The sequence below is a fragment of the Sediminicoccus rosea genome (assembly GCF_033547095.1).
Lineage (GTDB): Bacteria > Pseudomonadota > Alphaproteobacteria > Acetobacterales > Acetobacteraceae > Roseococcus > Roseococcus rosea.
Genome location: NZ_CP137852.1, coordinates 3,715,073 through 3,740,000, shown reverse-complemented (window position 1 = coordinate 3,740,000; position 24,928 = coordinate 3,715,073). Strand labels below are relative to the sequence as shown.

Annotated in this window: 20 protein-coding genes, 1 tRNA gene and 2 rRNA genes (1 of these 23 only partly in view); 4 read left to right on the top strand and 19 right to left on the bottom strand. The window is 68.1% G+C overall.

The window, feature by feature from the left end:
* The 3 genes from R9Z33_RS17870 to R9Z33_RS17860 form a co-directional block, all read left to right on the top strand.
* Positions 1 to 2,176, top strand: a 23S ribosomal RNA gene (locus R9Z33_RS17870); it begins 561 nt to the left of the window's first position.
* Positions 2,177 to 2,297: 121 nt separating this feature from the next.
* Positions 2,298 to 2,412 (top strand): 5S ribosomal RNA (gene rrf, locus R9Z33_RS17865).
* 28 nt (positions 2,413 to 2,440) lie between these two features.
* Positions 2,441 to 2,517: transfer RNA gene (locus R9Z33_RS17860), tRNA-Met, on the top strand.
* On the opposite strand, the gene R9Z33_RS24795 is transcribed toward R9Z33_RS17860, so the two are convergent.
* From R9Z33_RS24795 to R9Z33_RS24785, 8 genes are all read right to left on the bottom strand, one after another.
* Positions 2,474 to 4,201 carry a recombinase family protein gene (locus tag R9Z33_RS24795; RefSeq protein ID WP_404830688.1) on the bottom strand — a complete coding sequence of 576 codons (1,728 nt, stop codon included), beginning with the start codon at positions 4,199 to 4,201 and terminating at the stop codon, positions 2,474 to 2,476. The genes R9Z33_RS17860 and R9Z33_RS24795 overlap by 44 nt on opposite strands.
* 35 nt (positions 4,202 to 4,236) lie before the next feature.
* On the bottom strand, positions 4,237 to 5,400 hold the full coding sequence (locus R9Z33_RS17850; protein WP_318647917.1) for a hypothetical protein: 1,164 nt from the start codon (positions 5,398 to 5,400) through the stop codon (positions 4,237 to 4,239).
* Positions 5,397 to 7,190 (bottom strand): hypothetical protein, encoded by a 1,794-nt coding sequence (locus tag R9Z33_RS17845; protein WP_318647916.1) that lies wholly within the window; start codon positions 7,188 to 7,190, stop codon positions 5,397 to 5,399. The genes R9Z33_RS17850 and R9Z33_RS17845 overlap by 4 nt, the downstream gene beginning before the upstream one ends.
* Positions 7,191 to 7,273: 83 nt before the next feature.
* Positions 7,274 to 7,480, bottom strand: a complete 207-nt coding sequence (locus R9Z33_RS17840) for a MerR family transcriptional regulator (RefSeq protein ID WP_318647915.1) — start codon at positions 7,478 to 7,480, stop codon at positions 7,274 to 7,276.
* A 292-nt stretch (positions 7,481 to 7,772) separates the two neighbouring features.
* Positions 7,773 to 8,624 carry a hypothetical protein gene (locus R9Z33_RS17835; RefSeq protein ID WP_318647914.1) on the bottom strand — a complete coding sequence of 284 codons (852 nt, stop codon included), beginning with the start codon at positions 8,622 to 8,624 and terminating at the stop codon, positions 7,773 to 7,775.
* Positions 8,625 to 8,765: 141 nt separating this feature from the next.
* Positions 8,766 to 9,833 carry a bifunctional DNA primase/polymerase gene (locus R9Z33_RS17830; protein ID WP_318647913.1) on the bottom strand — a complete coding sequence of 356 codons (1,068 nt, stop codon included), beginning with the start codon at positions 9,831 to 9,833 and terminating at the stop codon, positions 8,766 to 8,768.
* 236 nt (positions 9,834 to 10,069) lie between these two features.
* The gene (locus R9Z33_RS24790) at positions 10,070 to 10,348 is read right to left on the bottom strand and encodes a ribbon-helix-helix domain-containing protein (RefSeq protein WP_404830609.1); all 279 of its coding nucleotides are present in this window, start codon (positions 10,346 to 10,348) and stop codon (positions 10,070 to 10,072) included.
* 364 nt (positions 10,349 to 10,712) lie between these two features.
* Positions 10,713 to 11,060 carry an HNH endonuclease family protein gene (locus R9Z33_RS24785; protein WP_404830608.1) on the bottom strand — a complete coding sequence of 116 codons (348 nt, stop codon included), beginning with the start codon at positions 11,058 to 11,060 and terminating at the stop codon, positions 10,713 to 10,715.
* A 36-nt stretch (positions 11,061 to 11,096) separates the two neighbouring features.
* Between R9Z33_RS24785 and R9Z33_RS17825 the strand changes: the two genes are divergently transcribed.
* Positions 11,097 to 12,247, top strand: a protein-coding gene (locus R9Z33_RS17825; RefSeq protein ID WP_404830607.1) for an IS3 family transposase whose coding sequence is annotated in 2 segments (ribosomal slippage) — positions 11,097 to 11,349 and positions 11,349 to 12,247 — 1,152 coding nt in all. Because the reading frame shifts where the segments join, the coding sequence is not laid out codon by codon here.
* A gap of 196 nt (positions 12,248 to 12,443) precedes the next feature.
* On the opposite strand, the gene cueR is transcribed toward R9Z33_RS17825, so the two are convergent.
* The 11 genes from cueR to R9Z33_RS17770 all read right to left on the bottom strand — a co-directional run bounded on the left by cueR (position 12,444) and on the right by R9Z33_RS17770 (position 24,709).
* On the bottom strand, positions 12,444 to 12,923 hold the full coding sequence (gene cueR, locus R9Z33_RS17820) for a Cu(I)-responsive transcriptional regulator (RefSeq protein WP_318651668.1): 480 nt from the start codon (positions 12,921 to 12,923) through the stop codon (positions 12,444 to 12,446).
* Complete coding sequence (locus R9Z33_RS17815) at positions 12,923 to 15,457, bottom strand: heavy metal translocating P-type ATPase (RefSeq protein ID WP_450104015.1); 2,535 nt, start codon at positions 15,455 to 15,457, stop codon at positions 12,923 to 12,925. The genes cueR and R9Z33_RS17815 overlap by 1 nt, the downstream gene beginning before the upstream one ends.
* A 16-nt stretch (positions 15,458 to 15,473) precedes the next feature.
* On the bottom strand, positions 15,474 to 15,674 hold the full coding sequence (locus R9Z33_RS17810; protein ID WP_318647911.1) for a heavy-metal-associated domain-containing protein: 201 nt from the start codon (positions 15,672 to 15,674) through the stop codon (positions 15,474 to 15,476).
* Between the two features lie 269 nt (positions 15,675 to 15,943).
* Positions 15,944 to 16,531: a Spy/CpxP family protein refolding chaperone gene (locus R9Z33_RS17805; RefSeq protein WP_318647910.1), complete on the bottom strand. Its 588-nt coding sequence runs from the start codon at positions 16,529 to 16,531 to the stop codon at positions 15,944 to 15,946.
* A 40-nt stretch (positions 16,532 to 16,571) separates the two neighbouring features.
* A complete protein-coding gene (locus tag R9Z33_RS17800) occupies positions 16,572 to 17,072 on the bottom strand; it encodes a DUF411 domain-containing protein (protein ID WP_318647909.1) in 501 nt (166 codons plus the stop codon).
* 83 nt (positions 17,073 to 17,155) lie between these two features.
* Complete coding sequence (locus R9Z33_RS17795) at positions 17,156 to 17,353, bottom strand: heavy-metal-associated domain-containing protein (protein WP_213611777.1); 198 nt, start codon at positions 17,351 to 17,353, stop codon at positions 17,156 to 17,158.
* A gap of 74 nt (positions 17,354 to 17,427) precedes the next feature.
* A complete protein-coding gene (locus tag R9Z33_RS17790) occupies positions 17,428 to 18,729 on the bottom strand; it encodes an ATP-binding protein (RefSeq protein ID WP_318647908.1) in 1,302 nt (433 codons plus the stop codon).
* Positions 18,726 to 19,478, bottom strand: coding sequence for a response regulator transcription factor (locus R9Z33_RS17785; RefSeq protein WP_318647907.1), 753 nt, complete (start codon positions 19,476 to 19,478; stop codon positions 18,726 to 18,728). Before R9Z33_RS17785 ends, R9Z33_RS17790 begins: the two co-directional genes overlap by 4 nt.
* Entirely contained in the window at positions 19,475 to 19,876 is a 402-nt protein-coding gene (locus R9Z33_RS17780; protein ID WP_318647906.1) for a hypothetical protein, read from the bottom strand. Before R9Z33_RS17780 ends, R9Z33_RS17785 begins: the two co-directional genes overlap by 4 nt.
* Positions 19,877 to 19,894: 18 nt before the next feature.
* Complete coding sequence (locus R9Z33_RS17775) at positions 19,895 to 23,038, bottom strand: efflux RND transporter permease subunit (protein WP_318647905.1); 3,144 nt, start codon at positions 23,036 to 23,038, stop codon at positions 19,895 to 19,897.
* Between the two features lie 3 nt (positions 23,039 to 23,041).
* Positions 23,042 to 24,709, bottom strand: coding sequence for an efflux RND transporter periplasmic adaptor subunit (locus tag R9Z33_RS17770; RefSeq protein WP_318647904.1), 1,668 nt, complete (start codon positions 24,707 to 24,709; stop codon positions 23,042 to 23,044).
* Between the last annotated feature and the right edge of the window lie 219 nt (positions 24,710 to 24,928).

The following is a 24,928-nucleotide window of genomic DNA, read 5'->3' as shown; positions in this document are numbered from 1 at the left end:
CCGCGAGTTCGTGTTGGCAGCAAGCTTAAGCCGTTAGGTGTAGGCGAAGCGAAAGCGAGTCTGAATAGGGCGTTTAGTTGCCGGCATGAGACCCGAAACCGAGTGATCTAGCCATGGCCAGGCTGAAGGTGGGGTAACACCCACTGGAGGGCCGAACCCACGCCTGTTGAAAAAGTCGGGGATGAGCTGTGGCTAGGGGTGAAAGGCCAATCAAACTCGGAAATAGCTGGTTCTCCGCGAAATCTATTGAGGTAGATCGTCAGGCGAACACCACCGGAGGTAGAGCACCGGAAGGGCTAGGGGGGCCCAAAGCCCTACCAAACCCTACCGAACTCCGAATGCCGGTGAGTGCTACCTGGCAGACAGACTGTGGGTGCTAAGGTCCATAGTCGAGAGGGAAACAGCCCAGACCACCAGCTAAGGCCCCCAAATGATGGCTAAGTGGGAAAGCATGTGAGACGGCCAAAACAACCAGGAGGTTGGCTTAGAAGCAGCCATCCTTTAAAGAAAGCGTAATAGCTCACTGGTCTAATAGCTGTCTTGCGGCGAAAATGTAACGGGGCTCAAGCCATCTGCCGAAGCTGTGGATGCACCGTAAGGTGCGTGGTAGCGGAGCGTTCCCTAGGCCTGTGAAGGTGCATCGTGAGGTGTGCTGGAGGTATGGGAAGTGCGAATGCGGACATGAGTAGCGACAAAGAGGGTGAGAAACCCTCTCGCCGTAAGTCCAAGGGTTCCTGCGCAAGGCTAATCCGCGCAGGGTGAGCCGGCCCCTAAGGCGAGGGCGACAGCCGTAGCCGATGGGAATCAGGTGAATATTCCTGAGCTCGTCAGAAGTGACGGCCTTGAAGTTCCATCATGCCTTATTGGATTGGTGTGGTGGTTGGATAGGTCCGGGAAATAGCTCTGACATTGAACCGTACCCTAAACCGACACAGGTGGACTGGTAGAGTATACCAAGGCGCTTGAGAGAACCATGTCGAAGGAACTAGGCAAATTGCTCGCGTAACTTCGGGATAAGCGAGACCCATGCTTGCGCAAGCAGGTGTGGGTGGCACAAAGCAGGGGGTGGCGACTGTTTAGTAAAAACACAGGGCTCTGCGAAATCGAGAGATGACGTATAGGGTCTGACGCCTGCCCGGTGCCGGAAGGTTAAAAGGAGATGTGCAAGCATCGAATTGAAGCCCCGGTAAACGGCGGCCGTAACTATAACGGTCCTAAGGTAGCGAAATTCCTTGTCGGGTAAGTTCCGACCTGCACGAATGGCGTAACGACCTCCCCACTGTCTCCGGCATGGGCTCAGCGAAATTGAATTCCCCGTGAAGATGCGGGGTACCCGCAGTTAGACGGAAAGACCCTATGAACCTTTACTGCAACTTCGCAGTGGCGCCAGGAAGGGACTGTGTAGGATAGGTGGGAGGCTTTGAAGCATGGGCGCTAGCTTGTGTGGAGCCAACCTTGAAATACCACCCTGTGCCTTTTTGGCGTCTAACCGAGCCTGGTTATCCCGGGCCGGGACCCTGCGTGGTGGGCAGTTTGACTGGGGCGGTCGCCTCCCAAATTGTAACGGAGGCGCGCGATGGTGGGCTCAAGCCGGTCGGACATCGGCTGTTGAGTGCAAAGGCATAAGCCCGCCTGACTGTGAGCGTGACAGCGCGAACAGAGACGAAAGTCGGCCTTAGTGATCCGGTGGTCCCTCGTGGACGGGCCATCGCTCAACGGATAAAAGGTACTCTAGGGATAACAGGCTGATCTCCCCCAAGAGTCCACATCGACGGGGAGGTTTGGCACCTCGATGTCGGCTCATCGCATCCCGGGGCTGGAGCAGGTCCCAAGGGTTCGGCTGTTCGCCGATTAAAGCGGTACGTGAGCTGGGTTTAGAACGTCGTGAGACAGTTCGGTCCCTATCTGCTGTGGGTGTTGGAGACTTGAGAGGATCTGTCCCTAGTACGAGAGGACCGGGATGGACATACCTCTGGTGCACCAGTTGTCACGCCAGTGGCACAGCTGGGTAGCTAAGTGTGGACGGGATAACCGCTGAAAGCATCTAAGCGGGAAACCCACCTCAAAACCAGGTCTCCCCGAGGGCCGTGATAGACCATCACGTTGATAGGTCGCCTGTGGAAGCGCAGCAATGCGTGCAGCTAAGCGATCCTAATCGCCCGATAGGCTCACTACTCCCCAATGCAGTGTTCGCTGGCAACAGCGACACACCGCACGCAGCACCAAACCCCACTTCACCCACCCACTCAAAACCAACCAATCCAACACCACCTGAACCACAGTTTTCGGTTCGGTGGCCTGGTGCCTATCGCGGAGTTGAAACACCCGATCCCATCCCGAACTCGGCCGTGAAACACTCCAGCGCCCATGGTACTGCCGCTCAAGCGGCGGGAGAGTCGGTCAGCGCCAGGCCACCCAACCGAAAACTCACAATCACCACCGCGGGGTGGAGCAGCCCGGTAGCTCGTCAGGCTCATAACCTGAAGGTCACAGGTTCAAATCCTGTCCCCGCATCCAACGATCCCAGTACTCTCCCGAAACGCCCGTAACTCCAACGAATTGCGGGCGTTTTGCCGTTCTGGGCCACGAGAACAGCCGCGGAACTGCCCGCCTCGGCCGCCTCGCTGGCCTGCAGGAAAGCCGCCAGGTCGCCGACCAGCGTCAGGCACACCTCGCCACGACGCTCCCCCGGAAAGACCTGTATCGCCTCGATCAGCTCACGAAGAGCCCCCGTCGCCGCCATCGCCGTCTCAGGGTCAGCCAACGCCTCCTCCAGCGCCTCGACCCGCCGGCGGTAAAGCGCCGGCAGGTTGGGGTGAGGCGTTGGGACTGGCTCGGGGCGTTCGGCCGCGGCCATCTCGGCGGCCAGCTCCGCCTGCCGCGCCTCGACCTTGCGAAGCTCCGCCACCATGGCGCCGCTCCCATGACCCTCCTTGATCAGGTCGAGAAAATTCTGGACCTGACGAGCTAGGCGCGCCTGCTCCTGGGCCAGCCGGGCCGTGCGCGCCCCACGCTCCCGGTTGGCCGTGTTGATCTCGGCCACGAAGGCCGACACGAACTCCTCCACCAGCTCGGGCGCGAGCAGGCGTTCCTTGAGGCCCTGCAGAACCCGGTCGGTGAGAACCTGCCGGCGGATGGTCCGCTTGTTGGAACAGTTCCCCCGCTCGACATGATTGGCACAGCCCAGGCGCCCCTCGGCACCGACCACGGTCATCGGGCCCTGGCACACCCCGCACCGGACCAAACCCGAAAGCAGCCAAGGGGCGCGACGCTGCTGCCCGAGACGGCTGCCCATGTTGGCGCCGACTGAGGTCGCCTCGTCGGTGGCGCCCTTGGTGCTGCTCGCCCGCAGGCGCGCCTGCGCCTCCTCCCAGACCTCCTGATCCAGGATCCGCAGCTCCGGCACCGCCGTCACCACCCAGCTCTCGGGCGGGTTCAGCCGCGCCAGGCGCCGGCCCGTGTTAGGGTCTTTGACGAAGTGCTGCCTGTTCCAGACCCGCTCGCCGACATACAGACGGTTGCGGAGCAGGCCCGTCTCCCGCGCCGCACCTCCCAGGAGCATCGACGCGGTCCATTTCCCGCCTCGAGAGCCCGGTACGCCCTCGGCGTTCAGCGCCTTGGCGATCGAGCGAGGGGACTGGCCATTGGCGTACGAGCGAAAAATCCGCCGCACGACGGCGGCCTCCTCCTCCGCGATCTCAAGTTCACCCGTGATCGGTGTGCCATCGGCCTTGAGCCCGCGCCGGATCCGATACCCGAAGCACAGGCCACCCCCAGAACGCCCCTCCCGGACGCGGCCCTCCAGGCCACGATGCGTCTTTTGCGCCAGATCCTTCAGGAAGAGCGCCGACATCGTGCCCTTGAGGCCGATGTGCAGCTCGCTGATCTCTCCCTCGGCGACCGTCACGACGCCCACATCCGCGAAGCGCATCTGCTTGTAGAAGCCCGCGATGTGCTCCTGGTCCCGGCTGATCCGGTCCAAGGCCTCCGCCAGCACCATTCCGAAGCGCCCCGACCGGGCGTCGGTCACAAGCTGCTGAAAGCGCGGGCGTGCGGCACTCGCGCCGCTCAAGGCGTAGTCGGCGTAGACCTCGCCCACCTCCCAACCCTCGCGATCCGCCCGAGCACGGCAGACCCGAACCTGGTCCTCAATCGAGTGCTCCGACTGCGCGTCTGAACTATAGCGGGCATAGATCGCCACGCGCAGGCCACGAGAAGAAACAGGGTTCCGGTGGGTCACGGGCGAGGACTCCGGCGCTGACGAGGAGAGGGAGCGGCAGGATGAGGCCCATCCATCTTGGCCGCCAAGCCGGATTTTGAAGCCGCCCCTCGTCTCGGCCTCGCGCTCGCCGCTGTCTTGATACCCAACTGCCGGCGCATCGCTTTGAGGTTGCGGGCATGACGGAGAGCTGCGTGCAGGCTGTTGGCCTCCGCGTAATGCTCGGCCGAGACCTCTACCGAGTTGCCCTGTACCTGCGACGCATCGAAGGCCAATTCCGGGGAGCGGCGAGCGGCCGAACTCCGGTGCCACTTGCGGAAGGCATGCGGGCCATAGGGCTTACCGAGCCATTCCAGCGTGCGTCGTTCGCAGATGCGCTGGATGCCCTCGCGGGTCATCGGACCCTTCATGCCCATCCAGAGATGCTCCGACCGCCCGGCATAGGGGAAGCCCGCGCGCGCCAGGCGCAGGTAGTCGATGAGCCAGCCGGAGCATTCCTCGTCGAGGGGGTAGTCGATGGGGGTATCCGCCTTGGTGTCCTCGCTCGGGAAGCGCACGTTCCAAAGCTCGTCACTCGTCTGCCAGATATGCTCGTCCATGAGCATCTCGACCAGGCTGCCGACCCGCGGGGCCCGCATCAGGAGGATGCCGATGAGAGCCACGTCCCGCAGGGCCTGTCGCCGATCTGGGCTGTCCTCCTGCACGAGCGCGCTCGCATGAAGCCGTTGAACATGAGGCAGGACGTCGGCGACGTCGTGCGCCACGGTCGATTTGGGTTTTCCAGGGATCGCCCGCTTGAGCGAACGGCCACCGGGACGGCGCATCCACAAGAGATCGGCATGGGGCGCCATCAACCGCAGCGCGGCATGGCAGTTCACGAGGTATTGGCGGAGCGCGGTCGGCGCGAGACTGCGCTCACGAAGGCTCAGCAGCCACTTGTTGAGCCGCGCCGGGGTGGCCCGCTCGACCGGCATCTCGCCCTGGACCAGCTCTCCGGTCCGGGCCAGGAAAGCGAGGTAGTGACCATAGCCGGTCGCATAGCTCAGCAGCGTTTCCCTCGAGATGCGGTGGCGTGCGCCTGGCAGCTCGAGATCCTCGTCATCTCCCTCGAGAGCAAGCTCCCAAGCGGCGCGGTCCAATGCGGGCCATTGCTCGAGCTTGAGGCAGAGGCGCTCGCTCACGACCGGCCTCCCAGGCGAGGCATGCCTCTATCCTTGCGCGGGGGGCGAAAGCTGGGTGCTGCCGCTTGGAGCTGGGTGTCGCGTCGCAGGCTGCGCAGCCCGGCCGACAGGCGGCGGGCGGCGGCGTGGCGGTTCACCCGGCGGTAGTGGCGTTCGGCCATGGCGAAGCCCGCATGCCCCAGGATCAGTCGGACATCCTCGATCGCGTGCGGGTTCATCTCCATGATGACCGTCGCCGCGAAGCAGCGGAAGCTCTGCACCGTCATGTGGAAGCCAAGCTCCTTCTCCAACTCCTCCATGATGGCTGCGCTGAACCCCTGGGGCGCGCGCGCATGGCCTGCTGTGTCCCGGTTCGGGAAGAGCCAGCGCGTCTCCGGATGCGGACCAAGGGGGCGGAACGCATCGACATACTCCTGGAGCAGTTCGGCGCTCTCCTCGTCGAGGATGGTCTCCACCACCTGGTCATTCTTGTTGGCTGTCACCCGAAGAAATGCCGTTGGGCTGCCCCGGCGTTGACGCTGGATTCGAAGTTCCTCATCGAGCGTCAGCTGGGTCAGGTCGCTCACTCGCAGCGGCAGGTTGAGCTCGATCTCTACCGCGACCGCGACAGCCGCCAGCCAGCATGCCTCCATGGACTTGGGCGCATGGTCGATCCCCTCGTGGGAAACCCAGCCGTCTCGAATCTCCCGTGCGCGTTCCATGAGCTTGAAGGGGAGCTTGAGCAACTTCCCGCGCGCGACCGGGTCCGTGAGGCGATCGAGCAACCGGGCGTTGCGCTCAGTGATCTCCTTTTGACGCTTGGGGCGGTAGGCACGAAGGGCTTGCCGAAGAACCGCTCGCTCCGCCTCGGGTCGGTTCAGGAAGGCCGCAACCGTGGGAAGCGTATCCGCGATGGTCGCGAGGCCGGCGGTCACCTTGCCGCCGAGGCGCTCGCGGTTCCAGCGCATGCTGCGCTTGCGCACATCTGACCGCATCAACCATTCGAGGCCATCCATCTCCTCCGCGGGCGTTCCTGTCTCGACTGCCCCCCACAGGAAGAGACGCAGGCCCGTCAGGCGGGTCTGAATCGACGCCTCGCTCATCGGCTCCCGCACATCCGCCTCCTCGCCGAAGAACTCCTCGCCGGAGCCGCGGCACCAGTCGACGAACTCGGTCACCTCCCGCTGAAGGCTGACGGGGTAGGTCGCGAGGGGCGGGGAAAGTGTGCGATCCGGATCGGGGGGCAGGGCCAACTCGATCTGCGGCCAGCCGGGCAGGGCCTTGGCCATCTTGTTCCATTGGCGGGCCGCCTCGCGCACATCGGCGCGGTTGTTGTCGCCACCTCGCTCGGCCTGGCGTCGATCCAGGTAAGCGACGAGCGTGTCGTTGGTCACGGCCTCGGGAACGATGTCCCGGGCCGCGCAGAACTCCAAGAAGGCGCGGAGGCGATGAGGATGAAAGCGCGCGGGCAACTGCCCGATCAGTTCCGCCCAGCGTGGATCGTCCACCGGATTGCGCTCACGAACGGGGGCCAGGAGGCCGCAGCGGCGCAGGACATAGCGGAGGCCACTTCGGACATTGCGGAGGCTCTTGTCGGAAATGCCGAGTGCCGAGGCGCGCGCCGCGTCGACCTCAGGCAGGCAGCGGGCCGGGTCCAGGCGAACGATCTCAGGCGGGCGCTTGCTGCCACCGAGGCGGCAATAGGTTTTCACCGCCGTCCTGAGGTTACGGCGCTGGTCGGAAGGCTTGTCATCCCAGGTCTGGATCATCGCCAGGGCCTGGGCGGCGGTGGGGATATCGGGACTGCTCATGTCGATCTCCTGTGAGTCGGAAAGAGGCGGAAAAAAATGATTCTGGCAACTATGAAAATCCCTTCTTGTCGTAGCTGCCAGTATCATTCGAACTCAGGAAAAAGAGGCAATTGCTGGGGCTTATCGATACCCAACAGTACCTCCACGTCCGAGCGCCGGTAGTAGCGGCGGCTGCGCCGGCGGAGAGGGACCAGGGTTCCGGCCCGCTCCCAGTTGCTCAGTGTCCTCAGCGTCAGTCCGAAGAGGTCAGCCACCTGGCGCGCCGACAGAAGCGGTTCGAGCTCCGTCATGGCTCGCGCTCCCCCTCAGCGGGGCGTTTAGTCGTGACGCGGGGGTCGATCCGATCGACGCTCGCGAGGAAGCTCTCGGACGCGGCGATGTAGGCGAGGCGCCGCACCAGCGCGATCAGCGACCGATGGGTCAGTCTCTGACCATTGATGAGGCGTGGAGGGGCGCCGGGCTCTTGCGGAGCCAGCAGCGCGGGGAACCGTTCGGGGACAGGAGCGTTTGTCATGCCCCATCGGTGTCACGGCCCCCGAGCGCCGAGGTTTCACTTGGTCACGATTTCCGGGAGCGACCGCATCATTCCAACAGAAGACGAACCATCGGAACGGGCTTCGCTCGGCCACTTGCCAAGTAGGCCTGGACCGCTGGGAGAAATGCCTCGCTCGCGCCGATCACCTGTCGCGAGAACTCCGGGCGAAGCAGCAACATCGTCTCAGTGACGCGAGGGCGAACCGCGACTCCATCCTCGCTATCATCCGCCGGCCCCGTTCCGTAGCCCTCCCGTTCCCAAAGACGAGGCGTCCGATACGTCTTGAGCGCCTGCAGTTCAGCCGTGTCCATCGCCTGTGCCAGCGATATCGCGATGTGAAGGATCGGCCGTGCGGGCCTGAGCACACGCGTGATGAAGTTCTTGGTCCCAGCCTCGGAATCGGACATCTCAGGCATTCGCTTTGGTGGCGGGCGTGTGCCGCGGCGAGCAGCGTGCCGTGCGAGGGCTGACTCCTGCGACATCACTCGGTGGATCTGCCATTGGAGATTTTTAGGCTTCCTGTATGCGGCGGCGGCAGTTGCCAGGGAGTCGCCCAAGACCTTGGCATGCTCCCCGATGACGAAGGGCATCACCGCATGAGCAGCAACCATGGCACGGTTGATGCGCACCCAAGCCGCCTTCTCCTTGCGGTGCGCAACGGCCGCAGAGACGTTGAGGACGGTCTCGAGACTGCCCTCCTCTCCGTTACACTGAGCCCGCTCTGTGGCAACCCTTAGTCGCATGAGTTCCAACGCCTCGCACCATCGGGGGTCCTCCGGCGACGTTGGTGGCGTTGCCAGAGTTCCAAGAAGCATGATTGGGAAGGCCTCCCACGGCATATCCTTGTGGATGACCACGTCGACTGTCGCGGTCGGCTGGGGGGCGGCGTCAGGGGGCACGGCGGCGATTCTCCTGACATCGAATCTACGGAGCCGGTCGTGTCCCCGGAAGGCAGGAAAATGCCTCGCTCGGAAGTTCGTGCGGCGCGGGCCGGGCGGTTGGGGAAAGAAGGAAGTGTCTTTGTATTGTGGTCCGAGGCGTCACACTTTCCGGACCAGCGACAATGCCTCGACCAGCCTGTACCGGCTCGGATCGCCCGGACCCTTCCCACCCCGATGCGTCAGCTCCAGCAGCCCCGCCTCGATCAACTCGTCCCGCGCTTGGCGGATCGCCCGCTCACCGAGATCCCAGACGATGCCGTCCGTGGCCATGGCACGCGGTGAGATCGCGAAATCTCCCGCTCTGCTGCCGTGGTTCCTCCGCAGGCATACGAGGAGCGCCACCGCCGCCACCGTCCGAAGGCGCTGCCCCTCCTCCGTCGTGATACGCGTCACCCCTGCGCTGCTGACCCAGTTCTGTCCCAGCTGCTCGTAGCGCCAGGCGCTCGCGGCGATGCGCCGGATCTCCTCGATGGTCAGCGGTGGATCACACATGTTCCGGTTCACATCCATTAGGCTGGCAACCAGGTCCTGAAGATCGACCGCGTGCTTGGCCAAGCGCAGGGCCCACCCGTGGCAGGTGACGTTGCGCTCCCCGTGAGGAACCACCGAGGCTCGGGCGAAGGCCGCGGGATCACGAACTTCCCCGATGCTCATCGAAGCGTCCGGCGCCTGCGCCGCGAGAAGGGCCGCGCCCTCCGCCGCGATCGCCGGAAGCTCTGCCAGCTGCTCCAACCCACCCCGCAGGAACTGATAGTTGCCTGCGCTGCCGCCCGCCCTTTGCGTCGGCGGAGCCACCACGAACCCGCGTTCGGCCTTGATGTCGACGGCGAGGCCTGCACGTCGAAGGTTCGTCGACCGCTCGCCCGCGAAGCGGTACCAAAAGTGGCGTCCGCCCGAAGGCGTTCGCACCTCGATACAGGTCGGCCCGAACCGCGTCTCGATCATGTGGATGAGGGCCGGGTCGTCGACGTCCACGACGGTAATCGGCGTCCGGCCGACGCCGGTCAGGATGCCGATCCCGGCGGTCTCAGTGAGCGGCGCTGACAGCAGCCTCTCCAGGTACTGGCGGTCCATTCTGTTCGCGAGGCCACGGTAGCGAATGAGCGGATGCTTGCCGGTTTCCCCACCGCAGGGGACCGGGATCAGCCCTGCCTCGAAGACGCTCATCGCCGTCGCTCGGAACGGCGCGAGAATAGGAACTCCCGGTTGCGGACTCGCCTTTCGGCTGCGGGAGCGGGGAGGGGGCTTGTGCGTCATGCCCGATCGCTGCCGCCGCCCCGGCGCGTGGAGGTTTCACCTGGTGTCGATTTCTCCCAACCGCGTCATCGCGCCCCCCCCCCGAAACGCAGAAACGGCCCCGACTTTCGTCGGGGCCGTTTCGTTGGGGTGCCTGGTCGGTTGTGTCAGGCGATGGGAGGAAAGCCTCGGTGCGTGAAGAGCATGTTGACCGCCTCGACCAAAAGGTCGTGAGCGTTCTTGCGCTCCTTGGCCGCGAGAACCTTCAGTTGCTCCCATGCGCCTGGATCGAGGCGCAGGGTCTGGCCGATCCGCCCATCGGCTGTGGTCCCGCGCAGGATCCTCGCACCTCGGCGGCGTGCAGGGCCGGGAGGCGGAGGGTCCGGGAGATCCAGAGCCGGTTGGGGCGGGTCCGCTGGTGGTACCGATTTCGGAGGGTTGCTCATGGCTGGCCTCCAGCCTTGGTGTTGAGGTGGGGGACGTGCAGCCGGCATGCGGCCGCGCGCCCCAGAGCGCACGGCATGTAGCCGGCGCCCCGTGGTGCTGGGGTCATTATTGATCCTGGTTGTGGGGAGGGTGAGCGCGTACGCCGCGCTCACCACCATGTATACCAATAAAATTATTATTAATCAATGAATTAAGTGATTTTCTTGGTGTTCAGGCGCTGGCCGTCTGAGTGCGCCAATGAGTGTTGTGCCATCGACCCGCTGCGCTTCCACGACGCAACGACAGGTTGCCGAAGGCGCTACAATCGCGAAGGCCAAGCGCACACGCTTCTCTGAGCCGCCGATACGCGGGAACGGTGTAGGCCTATCCGGGCGCCGGCCATGCCTTTTTGGCCTGTTCGAACAACCAAGCGCTCCGCTTTCTGATGGCCCCTTCATCCCAGCCATCCTTTCCTGGTTCGGTCATTGGCTTGGTGATCTGAAGCTGGATGTGCTTCGTGAACTCGGCCCTCTTCGTGTCGTAGGAGCCATTTCCGAGGGACGTGCCGAGCGCCCGCGTATGGAGCGTCAGGTTGCCGATGGTGTGAACCGCATGGCGTCTGTACGCGATCAGCTCTTCTCGCGAACTTGCGGGGCCTGGCTTGGTCGATGAGGGAAGCGTAGCCTCACACTCTGCCTTACCGGCTGACGTGCTCCCCTGAAGTGGTGCCATTTTTCGGTAGAGTCCGATCCAGCGAAGGACGGACGAATGAAGCGCAGCAGGTTTAGCGATGAGCAGATCATCGGGATTTTGAAAGAGCAGGAGGCCGGTGCGGCTACGGCGGATGTGTGCCGGCGGCACGGCATCAGCGGCGCGACCTTCTACAAGTGGAAGGCGAAGTTTGGCGGCCTTGAGGTGACTGAGGCCAAGCGGCTGCGGACGTTGGAAGAGGAGAACGCCAAGCTCAAGAAGCTGCTGGCGGAAGCGATGCTGGACATCGCGGTGCTGAAGGACATCTCGACAAAAAAATGGTGACGCCCGGCGCGAAGCGGAACGCGGTCGCCCATGCCCGGGAGTGTCACGGGCTGAGCGAGCGTCGGGCGTGTGATCTGATCGGCATCGCCCGGCGGGTGGCGCGGTATCAGCCGAGCCGGGCGGATGACGCTGGCCTGCGGCAGCGGCTGCGGGAGCTGGCGGCCGAGCGTCGCCGGTTCGGGTATCGGCGTCTGGGCTATTTGCTGGCCCGCGAGGGCCTCGCGCCGAACCACAAGAAGCTGCTGCGGCTCTACCGCGAGGAGGGGCTCAAGGTGCGCCGCCGCGGGGGCCGTAAGCGGGCGCTGGGCACCAGGGCGCCGATGGTGCTGCCGCAGGGGCCGAACCAGCGCTGGTCGCTGGACTTCGTGTCCGACGCGCTGGGCTGTGGTCGGCGGTTCCGCATCCTGTGCGTGGTGGACGACTTCACACGCGAATGCCTGGCACTGGTGGCCGACACCTCGCTGTCGGGTGCGAGGGTGGCCCGTGAACTCGATGCGATTGTGGCGCTCCGCGGGAAGCCTTTGGCGGTGGTCAGTGACAACGGCACGGAACTGACGTCGACGTCGATCCTGCGCTGGTCGCAGGAGCGGCAGGTGGAGTGGCACTACATCGCCCCCGGGAAGCCCACCCAGAACGCGTTCGTCGAGAGCTTCAACGGCCGCCTGCGGGATGAGTGCCTCAACGAGACGTTGTTCACGTCGATGCCGCAGGCCCGGGCGGTACTGGCCACCTGGCGGCAGGACTACAACACCATCCGGCCGCACTCGAAGCTGGGCGGGCGGCCCCCCGCCGAGATCGCCGGCCAACCGGGTTGGGGGCATGCCCCCAACCCCGTTGCCATCCCATCAACCATCAGACATCAACGCAGAGGACTCTCCGTCTGAGTGGATACATCAAGGGGGGCACGTCACCTGTCAATCCAATGGATCGGCGGCACTTCTCTTTTCAGGGCCGCAGAAGCAGCGGGCTTATGCGTGTTTCACGATCTACGAAGTCGTCTTCGCAGATCCAACCGGCTGCCCACCGCACGCCCTTGAGGACCCCATCCACCCCGCCGCCTACCGCCTCGTCCAGGAGTCATCATCGCTTCGGGTCACCCACCGCGCTGACGCCGAGATGCAAGAGCGTCTCCGCATGACCATTCCTGACGCGATCCTGGCCATCATCCTCGCCGGCCCCCAAAATGCCATCCAAGATCGGGCAATCGGGCCTGTGGTCCCCATGGCACGCCGCTGCCAGGTGCCGAAGCGTGTCACCCATCGCCTGCAGCGCTCTCACCTTCGCATCGATCGCGCTGACATGCGCCTGGGCGAGGCGCTTCACCTCGGCGCTGCTGCGGGCGCGGTCTCGCCACAGGCCGAGCAGGTCCTGGATCTCGGCCAACGGGAAGCCCAGGTCGCGGGCGTTGCGGATGAAGCGCAGCGCATGCACGTCTTCGGGCCGATAGACACGGTAGCCGCTCTCGGTCCGGATCACCGCCGGCAGAAGGCCGACGGACTCGTAATGGCGGATCATCTTCACCGAGACGCCCGAGAGCCGCGCCGCTTCGCCGATGTTCATCACCCTTCCTCCCGCGTGGTGGCCGCGGCGGGTTGGAACCGCCGCAGCCGAAGTGCGTTCGCCAGCACGAAGACGCTGCTGAGACCCATCGCCGCCGCCGCCAGCATGGGCGAGAGCAGCGTGCCGCCGAAGGGCCAGAGCACCCCCGCGGCGACCGGGATCAGCGCGACATTATAGCCGAAGGCCCAGAAGAGATTCTGCCGGATATTGGCCATCGTCGCCCGGCTGATCCCGAAGGCCGTCGCCACGGCGCCCAGGTCGCCGGACATCAGCACCACATCGGCGCTCTCGATCGCGATGTCCGTGCCGGTGCCGACCGCCAGGCCGACATCGGCGGCGGCGAGCGCCGGCGCGTCGTTGATGCCATCGCCGACGAAGGCGACCTTCCGCCCACCTTCGCGCAGACCCTCGACGGCGGCGACCTTGCCGTCCGGCAGCACCTCGGCCACCACTTCCTCGATCCCGAGCTGCCGCGCGATGACCTCCGCCGTGCGCCGGTTGTCGCCGGTCACCATGGCGATGCGCAGGCCCTGCGCCCTGAGCGCGGCGAGTGCGGCGGGCGTGCCCCGCTTCACCGGATCAGCGACCGCGAGTGCCGCCACGAGGCGCCCATCCACAGCCGCGTAGAGCGGCGTGCGGCCCTGGTCGGCCAGCATCGCCGCCGTGGCCGCGAAGGGCGCCACGTCGAGGCCCAGCCGCGCCATGTGGCGATCGGCCCCCACCGCGACGCGCCGGCCCTGCACCAGCGCCGTGGCGCCGAAGCCGGGCACCGCCTCGAAATCCGTCGCCTCGGCCAGCGTGAGCCCCCGTGACCGCGCCGCGGCGAGGATGGCCTGCGCGACCGGATGCTCCGACCGCGCCTCGACCGCCGCGACCAGCGCCAGGATCGCCGCCTCATCCTCACCCGGCCGGACCATGAGGTCGGTCAGGCTCGGCCGGCCTTCCGTGAGCGTGCCGGTCTTGTCCAGCGCGACGACCTCGACATCCCGCAGGCCCTGCAGCGCCTCGCCCTTGCGGAACAGCACGCCGAGCTCCGCCGCCCGGCCCGTGCCGACCATGATCGAGGTTGGCGTGGCCAGGCCCATGGCGCAGGGGCAAGCGATGATGAGCACCGCGACCGCGTTCACCAGCGCGAAGGCGAGCGCCGGCTCCGGGCCGAAGGCCAGCCACACGCCGAGGGTGAGTGCCGCGAGCCCCAGCACCGCCGGCACGAACCACATGGTCACGCGGTCCACCAGCGCCTGGATGGGCAGCTTCGACCCCTGCGCCTGCTCCACCATGCGCACGATCTGCGCGAGCAGGGTCTCCCCGCCCACCGCGGTGGCGCGGAAGCGGAAGGCGCCGTTCCCGTTCACCGTGCCGCCGGTGACGCTGGCACCCGGGCCCTTCGCGACGGGCACGGGCTCGCCCGTGATCATCGCCTCGTCCACGAAGGAGGCGCCCTCGGTCACCTCGCCATCGGCCGGGATGCGCTCGCCCGGCCGCACCAGCACGATGTCGCCGGCCAGCAGCTGCGCCACGGGGATCTCCTGCTCCTGGCCGTCGCGCAGCACCCGCGCGATGGGGGGCTGCAGGCCCATCAGCCGCCGGATCGCCTCGGAGGTGCGCCCCTTGCTCCGCGCCTCCAGCCAACGGCCGAGCAGGATGAGGGTGACGATCACGGCGGCCGCCTCGAAAAAGACGTGCCGTGCGCCCTGCGGCAGCAGGCCGGGCGCGAAGGTGGCGACGGTGGAATAGGCGAAGGCGGCGCCGGTGCCGATCGCGACGAGCGAGTTCATGTCCGGCGCGCCGCGCAGCAGCGCGCGCCAGCCCTTGGTCTGGAAGCGCAGGCCGGGGATGAACATCACCAGGGCGGCGAGCACGAACTGGATCCGCCAGCTCAGCGCGAAGCCGATGCTGTCGCGGATGGCGTGGTGCAGCGTCATGGAGAGATGGGCGCCCATCTCCAGCGCCATCAGCGGCAGCGTGAGCACGGCGGCGAGGCCGAGGCTGCGCGCCAGGCTGTCCATCTCGGCCGCGCGGGCGGCACGCTCGCGGTCGCCACGATCCGCCGCAGGCCCGGCATCGAGCGCTTCGGCCTCATAGCCGGCGCCGCGCACCGCCTCGATCAGCGCCGTGGCGGCGACGTGGGGCAGGTGCGAGACGCGGGCGCGCTGGGTCGCGAGGTTCACCGCCGCATCCGTGACGCCCGGAACCTCCCGCAGCGCGCGCTCGACGCGCCCGACGCAGGAGGCGCAGGTCATGCCCTGGATGGCGAGGTCGGTCGTCTCCGTGCCGACGCCGTAGCCGGCCTGGCGGACGGCGCCCAGCACCGCGGCCAGGTCCGGCGTGCCGTTGAAGCGCAGATCGGCCCGTTCGGTGGCGAGGTTCACGCTGACGGCGGCCACGCCCGGCACGGCGGCGATGGCCTGCTCCACGCGGCGGACGCAGGAGGCGCAGGTCATGCCCTCGATGGGGAGGGAGAGCGCCGCGGTGGGAAGGGGAATGCCCGGCGTCTCGGGGTTCCACCGGGGCATGTGGGTATCGGGGGCCATGGCGGTTGCTCCTGCTTCAGGCCTGGAGGGTGTTGGCATAGCCGGCGGCGGCGATGGCGGCCGCAAGCACGGCAGCGCTGGCGCTACTGGTGATCGTGACGCTCCGCGCGTCGAGGTCGTCCTGGAGCCGGGCCCCGGGATCGGCCGAGTGGACGGCCTGCGTGATCTTCGTCACGCAATGGCCGCAGCTCATGTTCGGGATGTGGAAGCGATGCATCTCTGTCTCCTGTCGCATCGTGGCGGGAGACAGGCTTGTGTTGAGTCTGACGTTGGGAGGGTCAACGGCAGAATGCCGCTGAGATGTTTTGTCATGTTCCTGTAGGGTTGCGTCGCGTAGGCGTGGCGTCTCGCGGGCCAGGCGCATGGCGGCGCATCACGCGGTTGATGCGCGACTTCGCCATCTGGGGGGATCGTTTCGCCGGGGCAGGCTTTCAGGCAGCCGGGGCGGTCGCGTGATGCTCCCGCCACGGCCGAATGGCGCTGGCCTCAGCGCATCCGCATGGGCCGCATATGCTCGACCATCAGCTCATCGGCCGTGCGCCGCTGCTCCTCGGTGAGCGCCGCGTAGAGCGGGCCGGCGGCGGCGCTGACGGCGCGCATTGCTTCCAGATGCGCCGTGGCGAGCGCGATGCGGCGCTCCATCTGCTGCGGGGCGGAGAGCGGGGCGGGCGTGCTGGGCATCGCCGCCTCCATCGCACCGCGCAGGCGCTCGGCCTGGGCGCGCACGGCATCCGCGAAGATGTTCCATTGCGGCGCCTGGGCCTCGGTGATGCGCAGCTCAGTGCGGAAGAAGGCGAGCTGTCCCTCGATGCGGCGGAAGGGCTGCATGCCGGCCCCGCCCATGTGGTGATGATGCGTCATGCCGGCCTGGCCCATCATCCCGGCATGGGCGCCCATCATGCCGCGTTGTCCCATCATCCCTCCAGGCGCAGGGGCGGGCGCTGCTTGTGCCGGTGCGGGGGGATGGTGCGCCCCATGATCCGTGCCGGTCGCGGACGTGGTTTGCGCGATGGCGCCGCCCGTGAGGCCCATGGCCAGGAGGGCGGCGGCGGTGAGGCGGATCATGCGTGCCATGTTGGGTCTCCAGCGGGGTTGTTGGTGATGGCGCGCGGTCTCAGGCCGGGCGCGCGCCGGTGAAGCGCATGAAGGGGGCATGCGAGCCATCGGCCCGCCAGCCGATGACGTCATAGGTCTCGGGCGGCTGGCCCGGCACCTCCATCCCGGGTGAGCCGATGGGCATGGCCGGGACGGCGAGGCCGACAATGCCCTCGGGCCGCGTCGCCAGAAGGCGGCGCACCGCCAGGGCGGGCACATGCCCCTCCAGCGCGAAGCCGGCGATGCGCGCGGCGTGGCAGGAGAGCAGGTCGCCTGGCGTGCCGAGCATGCGGCGGATGGGCGCGACCGAGGGGACGATGCGGTCATCCACCGCGAAGCCCTCGTCGCGCAGATGCTTGACCCAGGCCCCGCAGCAGCCGCAATGCGGATCGCGCCAGACTTCGACGCGCAAGCTCTGCGCCGTGGCCCCGCCCGCGAGCAAAAGGCCGAACGCGCCAGCCAGGGAGCGCCGGCCAATCGCCAGCATGCCGAGGCCTGGCGCCGTGGGGTGATGGGTCATGAGCGTTCCTTCCATCGCCGAAGATGCCGCCTTGCGTGCGTCATTGCCGCGCAGGCGCATGACATAGTGTTGCAGCCGGGGCCTCAGCCGCGCGCCTCCGCCTGCCAGCCATCGGCCCGCAGCGCCGCGACCAGGGCCGCAGGCTCATCGCTGGCAAGGGTGATCTCGCGGCGGTCGAGATCAATCGCGAGCTCGAGATCCGGCGCAGCCTGCCGGAGTGTGGCCCGCACGCCCTTCGCGCAGCCGCCGCAGGTCATGTTGGGGATCGAGATGGTCACCATGGGTGCGGCCTCCTTCGCCGTCTCCCGGAAGCTGGGGCTTCCCCTTGTGGGAGGTTCAAGGGGGTCCCGGTGCGTTATCCGCGCGGCAGCACCAGCCGCGCGAGCAGACCGCCGCTGGGCGCCCGGTCCAACTCCAGCCGGCCGCCGCTCGCCTCGGCGAAGCGCGCCGCGATGGCGAGACCCAGGCCCGATCCACCCTTGCCGCGCGCCGCATCCAACTGGCTGAAGGGGGCGAGCGCCCGCGCGCGATCTGCCTCGGCGATGCCCGGCCCCGCATCGGAAATCTCCACCACCACCTCCACGCCCGCATCGCGTAGCGCCAGGCGTACGGGCGGCGCGCCATGGATCAGCGCATTGTCCAGCAGGTTGGAGAGCGCCCGCTTCGCCGCGAGCCGCCGTAGCGGCAGGACGACGCGCGCCGGCGCCTCGCAGATCACCTCATGCCCGAGATCTGCCGCATCGGCGGCGAGGGTGTGCAGAATGGCCGAGAGATCCGCCGGCCGTGTCGGCTCGGCGTCGCGCCCTTCGCGGATATAATCGAGCGTGCGTTCGACCATCGCCTCCATCTCGGCGATGTCGGCCTCCATCCGGGCGCGATCCTCGCTGTCGGGCAGGAAGCCGGCGCGCAGCCGCAGCCGGGCCAGTGGCGTGCGGAGGTCGTGGCTCATCGCGGCCAACGCCTCGGTCCGGTCCTCGACGAGGCGGCGGATGCGGCCCTGCATCGCATTGAACGCCAGGGCCGCGTGGCGCACCTCCTGCGGGCCGTCCTCCGGCAGCGGATGCGCGCGCAGGTCACGGCCGATGGCATCCGCCGCATCCGCCAGTCGGCGCAGCGGCCGCGTGATCCAGCGCACGACGAGCACCGAGGCAAGGGCGATGCCGAGCGCCATGGCCAGCATGGAAGCGAGCGCATTGCCGGCCTCCGCCCCATGGCTGGCCGGCCCAATCCAGGAGGCGGAGAAGCTGAGCCAGCCCTCGCCGCCCAGCGGGACGGCGCCGACCGCGCGGTGGCCCGCCTCCGCCTTCGGGTCCCATGCGATGCGCGTGCCAGGACCGATCCGGCTGGCGGTGGCGGCCAACGCCTCGGGCGGGGGCGTGTCCGGCAGCGGCGCCATGCGGTCCCAATGCAGTTCGACGCCCGGAAGCGAGAGCGCGTGCGCGGCGGCGTCCCGCGCAGCCTCGGGCAGCGGGGCGATGGCCGCGGCTGCGGCCGAAAGCCGCTCGGCCAGGCGTTCCACCCGTGCGCCTGCCTCTGCGCCATGCAGGGCGCGTTCATGCACGACCATGCTGCCGATATGCAGCAGCGTCAGCCCGCCGATCAGCAGCAGCGTGATCCGCCCCGCGAGCGTGCGGGGCCAGAGCCGCAGGCGCCTCATGCGCGCGTCACCTCGGCCACGAAGACATAGCCCGCACCGCGGATGGTCTTGATCAGGGCGGGGCTTCCCTCCTCCGGCTCGATCTTGCGGCGCAGGCGGCTGACCTGCACATCCACCGTGCGGTCGAAAGGATCCACGCTGACCCGGCGCCGCGCGACCTCCAGCAGTTGCTCGCGCGAGAGCACGCGGCCGGGATGCTCCAGGAAGGCCAGCAGCAGGTCATATTCCGCGCCGGAGAGATCCACCGAGGCGCCGTCCGGCGCGGTCAGCTCGCGCCGCGCGGTGTCCAGCGTCCAGCCCGCGAAGGCGAGCCTGCGGCTGCGCTCGGCCGGCATCGCATCGGCGGGGGCGGCGCGACGCAGCAGGGCGCGCACGCGCGCCACCAGCTCACGCGGCGCGAAGGGCTTGGCGACGTAGTCATCAGCGCCGAGTTCGAGTCCGAGGACGCGGTCCATCTCCTCGCCGCGCGCGGTCAGCATCAGGATGGGCGTGCGGTGCCGCTCGCGCAGGCGGCGAAGAAGATCGAGCCCCGAGGGGCCCGGCAGCATCACGTCGAGCAGGATCAGGTCCGGTTGGCCGGCCGGACTCTCCAGCACCTCCCACATCGCGCGACCATCGCGGGCGGTGGACACGCGAAAGCCCGCCTCGCGCAGCAGGCGCGCCACGAGGTTCCGCATCTCGCCATCATCCTCGACGACGAGAAGATGCGCCTCGGGGTCGAGCAGGCGCCGTTCCGCCGCCTCGTTCATCGCGGTGGGTCGGCCGGGGTGAAGCGGGCCTGGGCGCGGGTCAGGCCGGGGCCAGGCACCAGCTGCACCACCACGCGCAGACCCGGCGCCGCGCGGAACTCGCCGGTCGCCACCAGCGCCGCGCCATCGGCGCGGGGGGTGAAGGGCAGCGTCTGCTGCCGCCCCTCCGCGAGCAGGACCGCGCTGCCCGAGGCGCCGGCCGCCGCCACGGGCCGGTCATTGTGGTCGAAGAGGAAGAGCGTGAGCTCGCCATCCTTGGCCACCATCTCCCCGTGATAGGGCCCGATATCCTGCACCTGCCCCCCATTGGGTCCGCGGCTGCCGGCGGGCAGATGCGCCAGCGCCGGCAGCGGGGCGAGGAGAGCGGCGAGAAGCGGGAGACTGCGACGACGGAACATGGTGTTCATCCTATCCTATCAGAAGGTTTCGGCCGCCACCCGGCCGCTCGGCCCAGGTGCGGCGGCTTCCAGGCGCAGGCGCTCCAGCGCGGGCCGGCCGAAGCGGTGGAACAGCAAGGGCGTGACGAAGGTGTCGAGCAGCGTGGCGCTTACCAGCCCGCCCAGGATGGTGATGGCGACCGGGTGCAGGATCTCCTTGCCCGGCGCATCGGCGCCGATGGCGAGCGGGATCAGGGCGAGCCCCGCCGATAGCGCCGTCATCAGCACCGGCGTCAGCCGCTCAGCGCTGCCGCGCAGGATCAGCGCGAGGCCCCAGCGCTCGCCTTCATGCAGAGCGAGGTTGAGGTAGTGGCTGACCTTCAGGATGCCGTTGCGCGTGGTGATGCCGGTCAGCGTCACAAAGCCCACAAGCGTCGCGACCGAGAGCGGCTGCCCCGCGATCCAGAGGGCGGCCACGGCGCCGATCAGGGCGAGCGGCACATTGCCCATGATGATCGCCGCCAGCACCGCCGAGCGGTAGCGTGAATAGAGCACCACGAAGATGAGCGAGAGCGAGATGGCGGCCAGCACCGCGATGGTCCGCATCGCCTCCTCCTGCGCCTGGAAGGTGCCCTCCAGGCTGGTGGCGTAGCCCGACGGAAGCGGGATGCGGGCGAGTTCCGCGCGGATACCGGCGATGACGGCGGCCATGTCGGCGCCCGGCGCGGTGTTGGCCAGCACCACCATGCGCCGGCGCGCGCCCTCGCGCAGGATCTGGTTGGGGCCGTCCGATTCCTCGACGCGCGCCAGCATGCGCAGCGGCACGCGCCCGCCCGGCGTCTCGACCAGCGCCTCGGCGAGGCGGGCGGTGGTGCGGTCCTCATCAGCCAGGCGCAGCACCACGTCGAAGCGGCGCACGCCGTCGGTGATCTGGCTGACGATGGTGCCGCCGGTGAGGGATTGCAGCACCTCCATCAGCGTCGCGGCCGAGACGCCGTAGAGCGCGGCCCGCTCATGATCCACCGCGATGCGCAGCTGCGGCACGCGTACCTGGCGTTCGAGCTGTAGGTCGGCCAGGCCCGGCACATTGGCGGCGAGGCGCGCGCGCAGCGTCTCCGACAGGGTGCGCAGCGTGTCGAGGTCGTCGCCGAAGACCTTGAGCGCGATCTGCGCCCGCACGCCGGAGAGCATGTGGTCCAGCCGGTGACTGATGGGCTGGCCGAGATTGACAGCGGCGGGCAGCGCGGAGAGGCGCGTGCGGATCTCGGCCAGGACTTCCCCGCGCGGCCGCCCGCCTTCGCGCAGGTCGAGGTCCAGCTCGGAGGAATGGACGCCCTCGGCATGCTCGTCGAGTTCGGCGCGGCCGGTGCGGCGGCCCACGCCCTTCACCTCCGGGATGGCGAGCAGCAGGTGCTCGGCCACGCGGCCCAGCGCATCGCTCTGCGCGAGCGAAATGCCGGGCTGGTAGGTCAGGCTGACCACCACCGAGCCCTCGTTGAAGGGGGGCAGGAAGGTGCGGGGCAGGAAAGGCGCGCTGGCGGCGGCCAGCGCCACGCCGCCGCTGGCCAGGCCCAGCACCAGCCCGCGATGGCCGAAGGCCCAGCGCAGCGCGGCGTCATTGCCGCGCTTCAGTGCCCGTACGAGCCAGCTCGCATGCCCCGCCGCCCCGCGCATACGCGGCAGGAGCCAGTAGGAGAGGACGGGTGTCACCGTCACCGCCACCAGCAGCGAGGCGAGGATGGAGACGATGTAGGCGATGCCGAGCGGCGCGAAGAGCCGCCCCTCGATGCCCGAAAGCGCGAAGAGCGGCAGGAAGACCAGGACGATGATGAAGGTCGCGTAGACGATGCCCGAGCGCACCTCGGCCGAGGCCGTCGCCACCACCTCGATGGCCGGGCGCGGGGCGGGGGCCGCCGCGTTCTCGCGCAGGCGGCGAAAGATGTTCTCGACATCCACCACGGCGTCATCCACCAGCTCACCCACCGCGATGGCGATGCCGCCCAGCGTCATCGTGTTGATGGAAAGCCCGAAGGCCGCGAAGACGATCGCCGTCAGCAGGATCGAAAGCGGGATCGCGATCAGCGAGATGAAGGTGGTCCTCACATTCAGCAGGAAGGCGAAGAGGACGAGTGCCACCACCAGGAAGGCCTCCTTCAGCACCTGCTGGAGGTTGGCGATGGATTGCTCGATGAAGTCGGCTTGACGGAACTTGACGCGGTCGGCGGTCACGCCGCGCGGCATGCCGGCCTGCAATTCGCGCAGCGCCGCCTCCACCGCGCGCGTGAGGCGGATGGTGTCCGCGCCGGGCTGCTTCGAGATGGCGAGGATCACCGCCGGCACGCCATCCACCCCCGCCTCGCCGCGCTTGGCGCGGGGGGCGTAGTCCACATTCGCCACCTGGCGCAGCGCGATGGGCTGACCCTCGCGGAAGGCGACGGTGGCGTTGCGCAGATCCTCGAGCGCGGTGGTGCGGCCGATATTGCGGATCAGGAACTCCCGCCCCGCCTGGTCCACATAGCCGCCACCCGCATTCACGCCGAATTGCCGCAGCGCGGCCAGGAGCTCGACATGCGTGAGCGCCAGCGCCTGCACGCGGTCGAGGTCAGGCATGACTCGGAACTGCCGCACCTCGCCCCCCATCGGGATGACCTGGCTGATGCCGGGGATGGTGAGCAGGCGCGGGCGCATCACCCAATCCGCCAGCTCGCGCAGCTGCATCGGGTTCACGCTGCCATCGGTGGGCGCCGTGACGGCCACCAGCATGATCTCGCCCATGATGGAGGAGACGGGCGCCATGGCGGGCAGGACGCGCGGCGGCAGCTGGGACTGGATCTGGTTCAGCCTTTCGCTGACCTGCTGCCGCGCGCGCCAGATGTCCACGCCCCAGTCGAACTCGACATAGACGATGGAGAGGCCGACGGAAGAGACGGAACGCACGCGCGTCACCCCTGGCAGGCCGTTCACCGTCGTCTCGATCGGGAAGGAGACGAGCTGCTCCACCTCCTCCGGGGCGTAGCCTTCCGCCTCGGTCATCAGGGTCACGGTGGGCTTGTTGAGATCGGGGAAGACGTCCACCGGCATGCGGGCCGCGGTGAAGAGCCCGTAACCCGTGACCAGCAGCGCCGCGACCAGCACGAAGATCCGGTTGCGCAGCGAGAAGCCGATGATGGCGTTGAAGAGCATGGTTCAGCGCACCTGCGCGATCAGCGCGGCACCCTGGATCACAACGCGCCGCCCCGGCTCTAGCCCAGCCGTCACCACCACGCGGCTGCCATCCAGCGGCTGCACGCGCACCTGGCGCGGGAGGAAGCGTTCCGCGGTGGCATGCTCGAAGACGACGGGAGGCCCTTCGGCCGAGCGCACCACGGCGTCGGCCGGCAGCACCAGCCCCTGCACAGCGCGCGCCGTGCGCAGCGTGACGAGGACGGACGCGCCGATGGGCGCGTCGGCCGGCGGCGCCTCGACGCGGAAATTCATCGGGATCGCCTGCTGCCGCACGGTGAGCCCGCGGCCCACGAAGCCGAGTTCCAGCACCCGGCCATCGGCGAGGGTCGCGGTGGCCCCTGTCACGCGCTCCACCGCCGCGCGGTCAAAAGCCAGCGCCTCCACCCAGAGGCGCGAGGGGTCCACGATGTCGAAGACGGTGACGGCGCTGTCCACCAGCTGGCCGACCGCGCCGCGCACGGTGGAGACGATGCCGGCGACGGGGGCCACCAGCGGCTCACGGCCTGAGAGGGCTGGCTGGATCGCCGTGCGGCGCTGCCGGGCGCCGGCGAGCTCCGCCTGTGCGTCCTGGATCTCGCGCTCGGCGACGGTGCCGCGCAGCGAGTTGAGCCGCCGCACCCGCGCATCGAGGATGGTGATCTGCGCGTCCAGCTCGGCCGCGTTCTGGATCAGCCCGCCGCGCTCGGCCGCCGTATAGGTGGGCGTGACGTAGGCGAGGACCTGGCCGCGCTCGACGCGCTGGCCGAGCGTCGGAAAGCCCTGGTCGCCGGGTTCCAGGCGACCGGTCTGGCTGGGCTGCACGCGGCCCGAGGCGTTGGGGTCGGGCACCAGGGTTCCCACCATGCGCAGGGCGGCCGAAGCCTCGCTCGCCTCCGTCACCTGGGTGCGGATGGCCAGCAGGCGCTGGGAGGCCTTGGGCAGGAAGATCGCTCCGTCCTCTAGGCGGCGGGGCGCCTCGGCCGGAGCCGATGCGGGCCTAGCGGTCTCCGCCCGGGCGGGCGCGCCCACGCCGGCGAGGGTGACGCTCAGGGCGAGGGCAGCGGCGCGCCGCGGGAGGGCTGGCTGCGGTGACGGAGCAGGCTGGATGGAGGCGGGTTCCTCGACCAGCGGCGGGAGCGGGCGCCGGACGGAACCCCGGCCGAGCAGCACGCCCAGAAGCAGCAGCGCGATCCCCCCGCCGACCTGCAGGGGGGCGCCCAAAAGCCAGCCGGGCAGGGTGGCGCCGCCTCCTTGAACGGCAGGGTGCGTGGGGACATCGAGCGTCGCGGTCAGCAGGTCCATCTCCTCGCCCGCTGTCACGGTAAAGACGATGTCCCGTCGCCCGGCCTGGGCCAGCGCCGGATGCCGGGCGACGAAGAGCCCGATGCCCTGTCGCTGGGCGGCGACCTCCTGCCCCTCGATCGTGAGGGTCACAGCGCCATCCACCGGCGCATTGTCCGCCCAGCGATCGAGCCAGAGGGTCAGCACGCCGCCTGGCCCAAGGACGGCAACGATTTCGAAGGCCTCGCTGTGCGCCTCGGTGCGGGGTAGGGCGGCGGCAACAGGCGGTGTTTCCTCATCATGGCCCGGATGGGCCTGGAGAGGCGCGGCGAGGCCAAGGGAGAGGGAGAGCAACAGGAGAAGACGCATCAGGGAACTCCGGAGAGTCCCTCGTCTAGCTGTGGGTCTGCGACAGGGCTCCTCCGGTACGTGACAAAGTATGTCGGATCGCGAGGTCCGCTCCTGACCTTCGGGGAGAGATCGTAGCTGGACGCGTCAAAGGGAGACGTTGATGTAATGGCGTCGTCGGTTGCGGGTCCCGGCATACAACAATTCCGATACACGACCAAAACGCCCGCAAGCCAAACA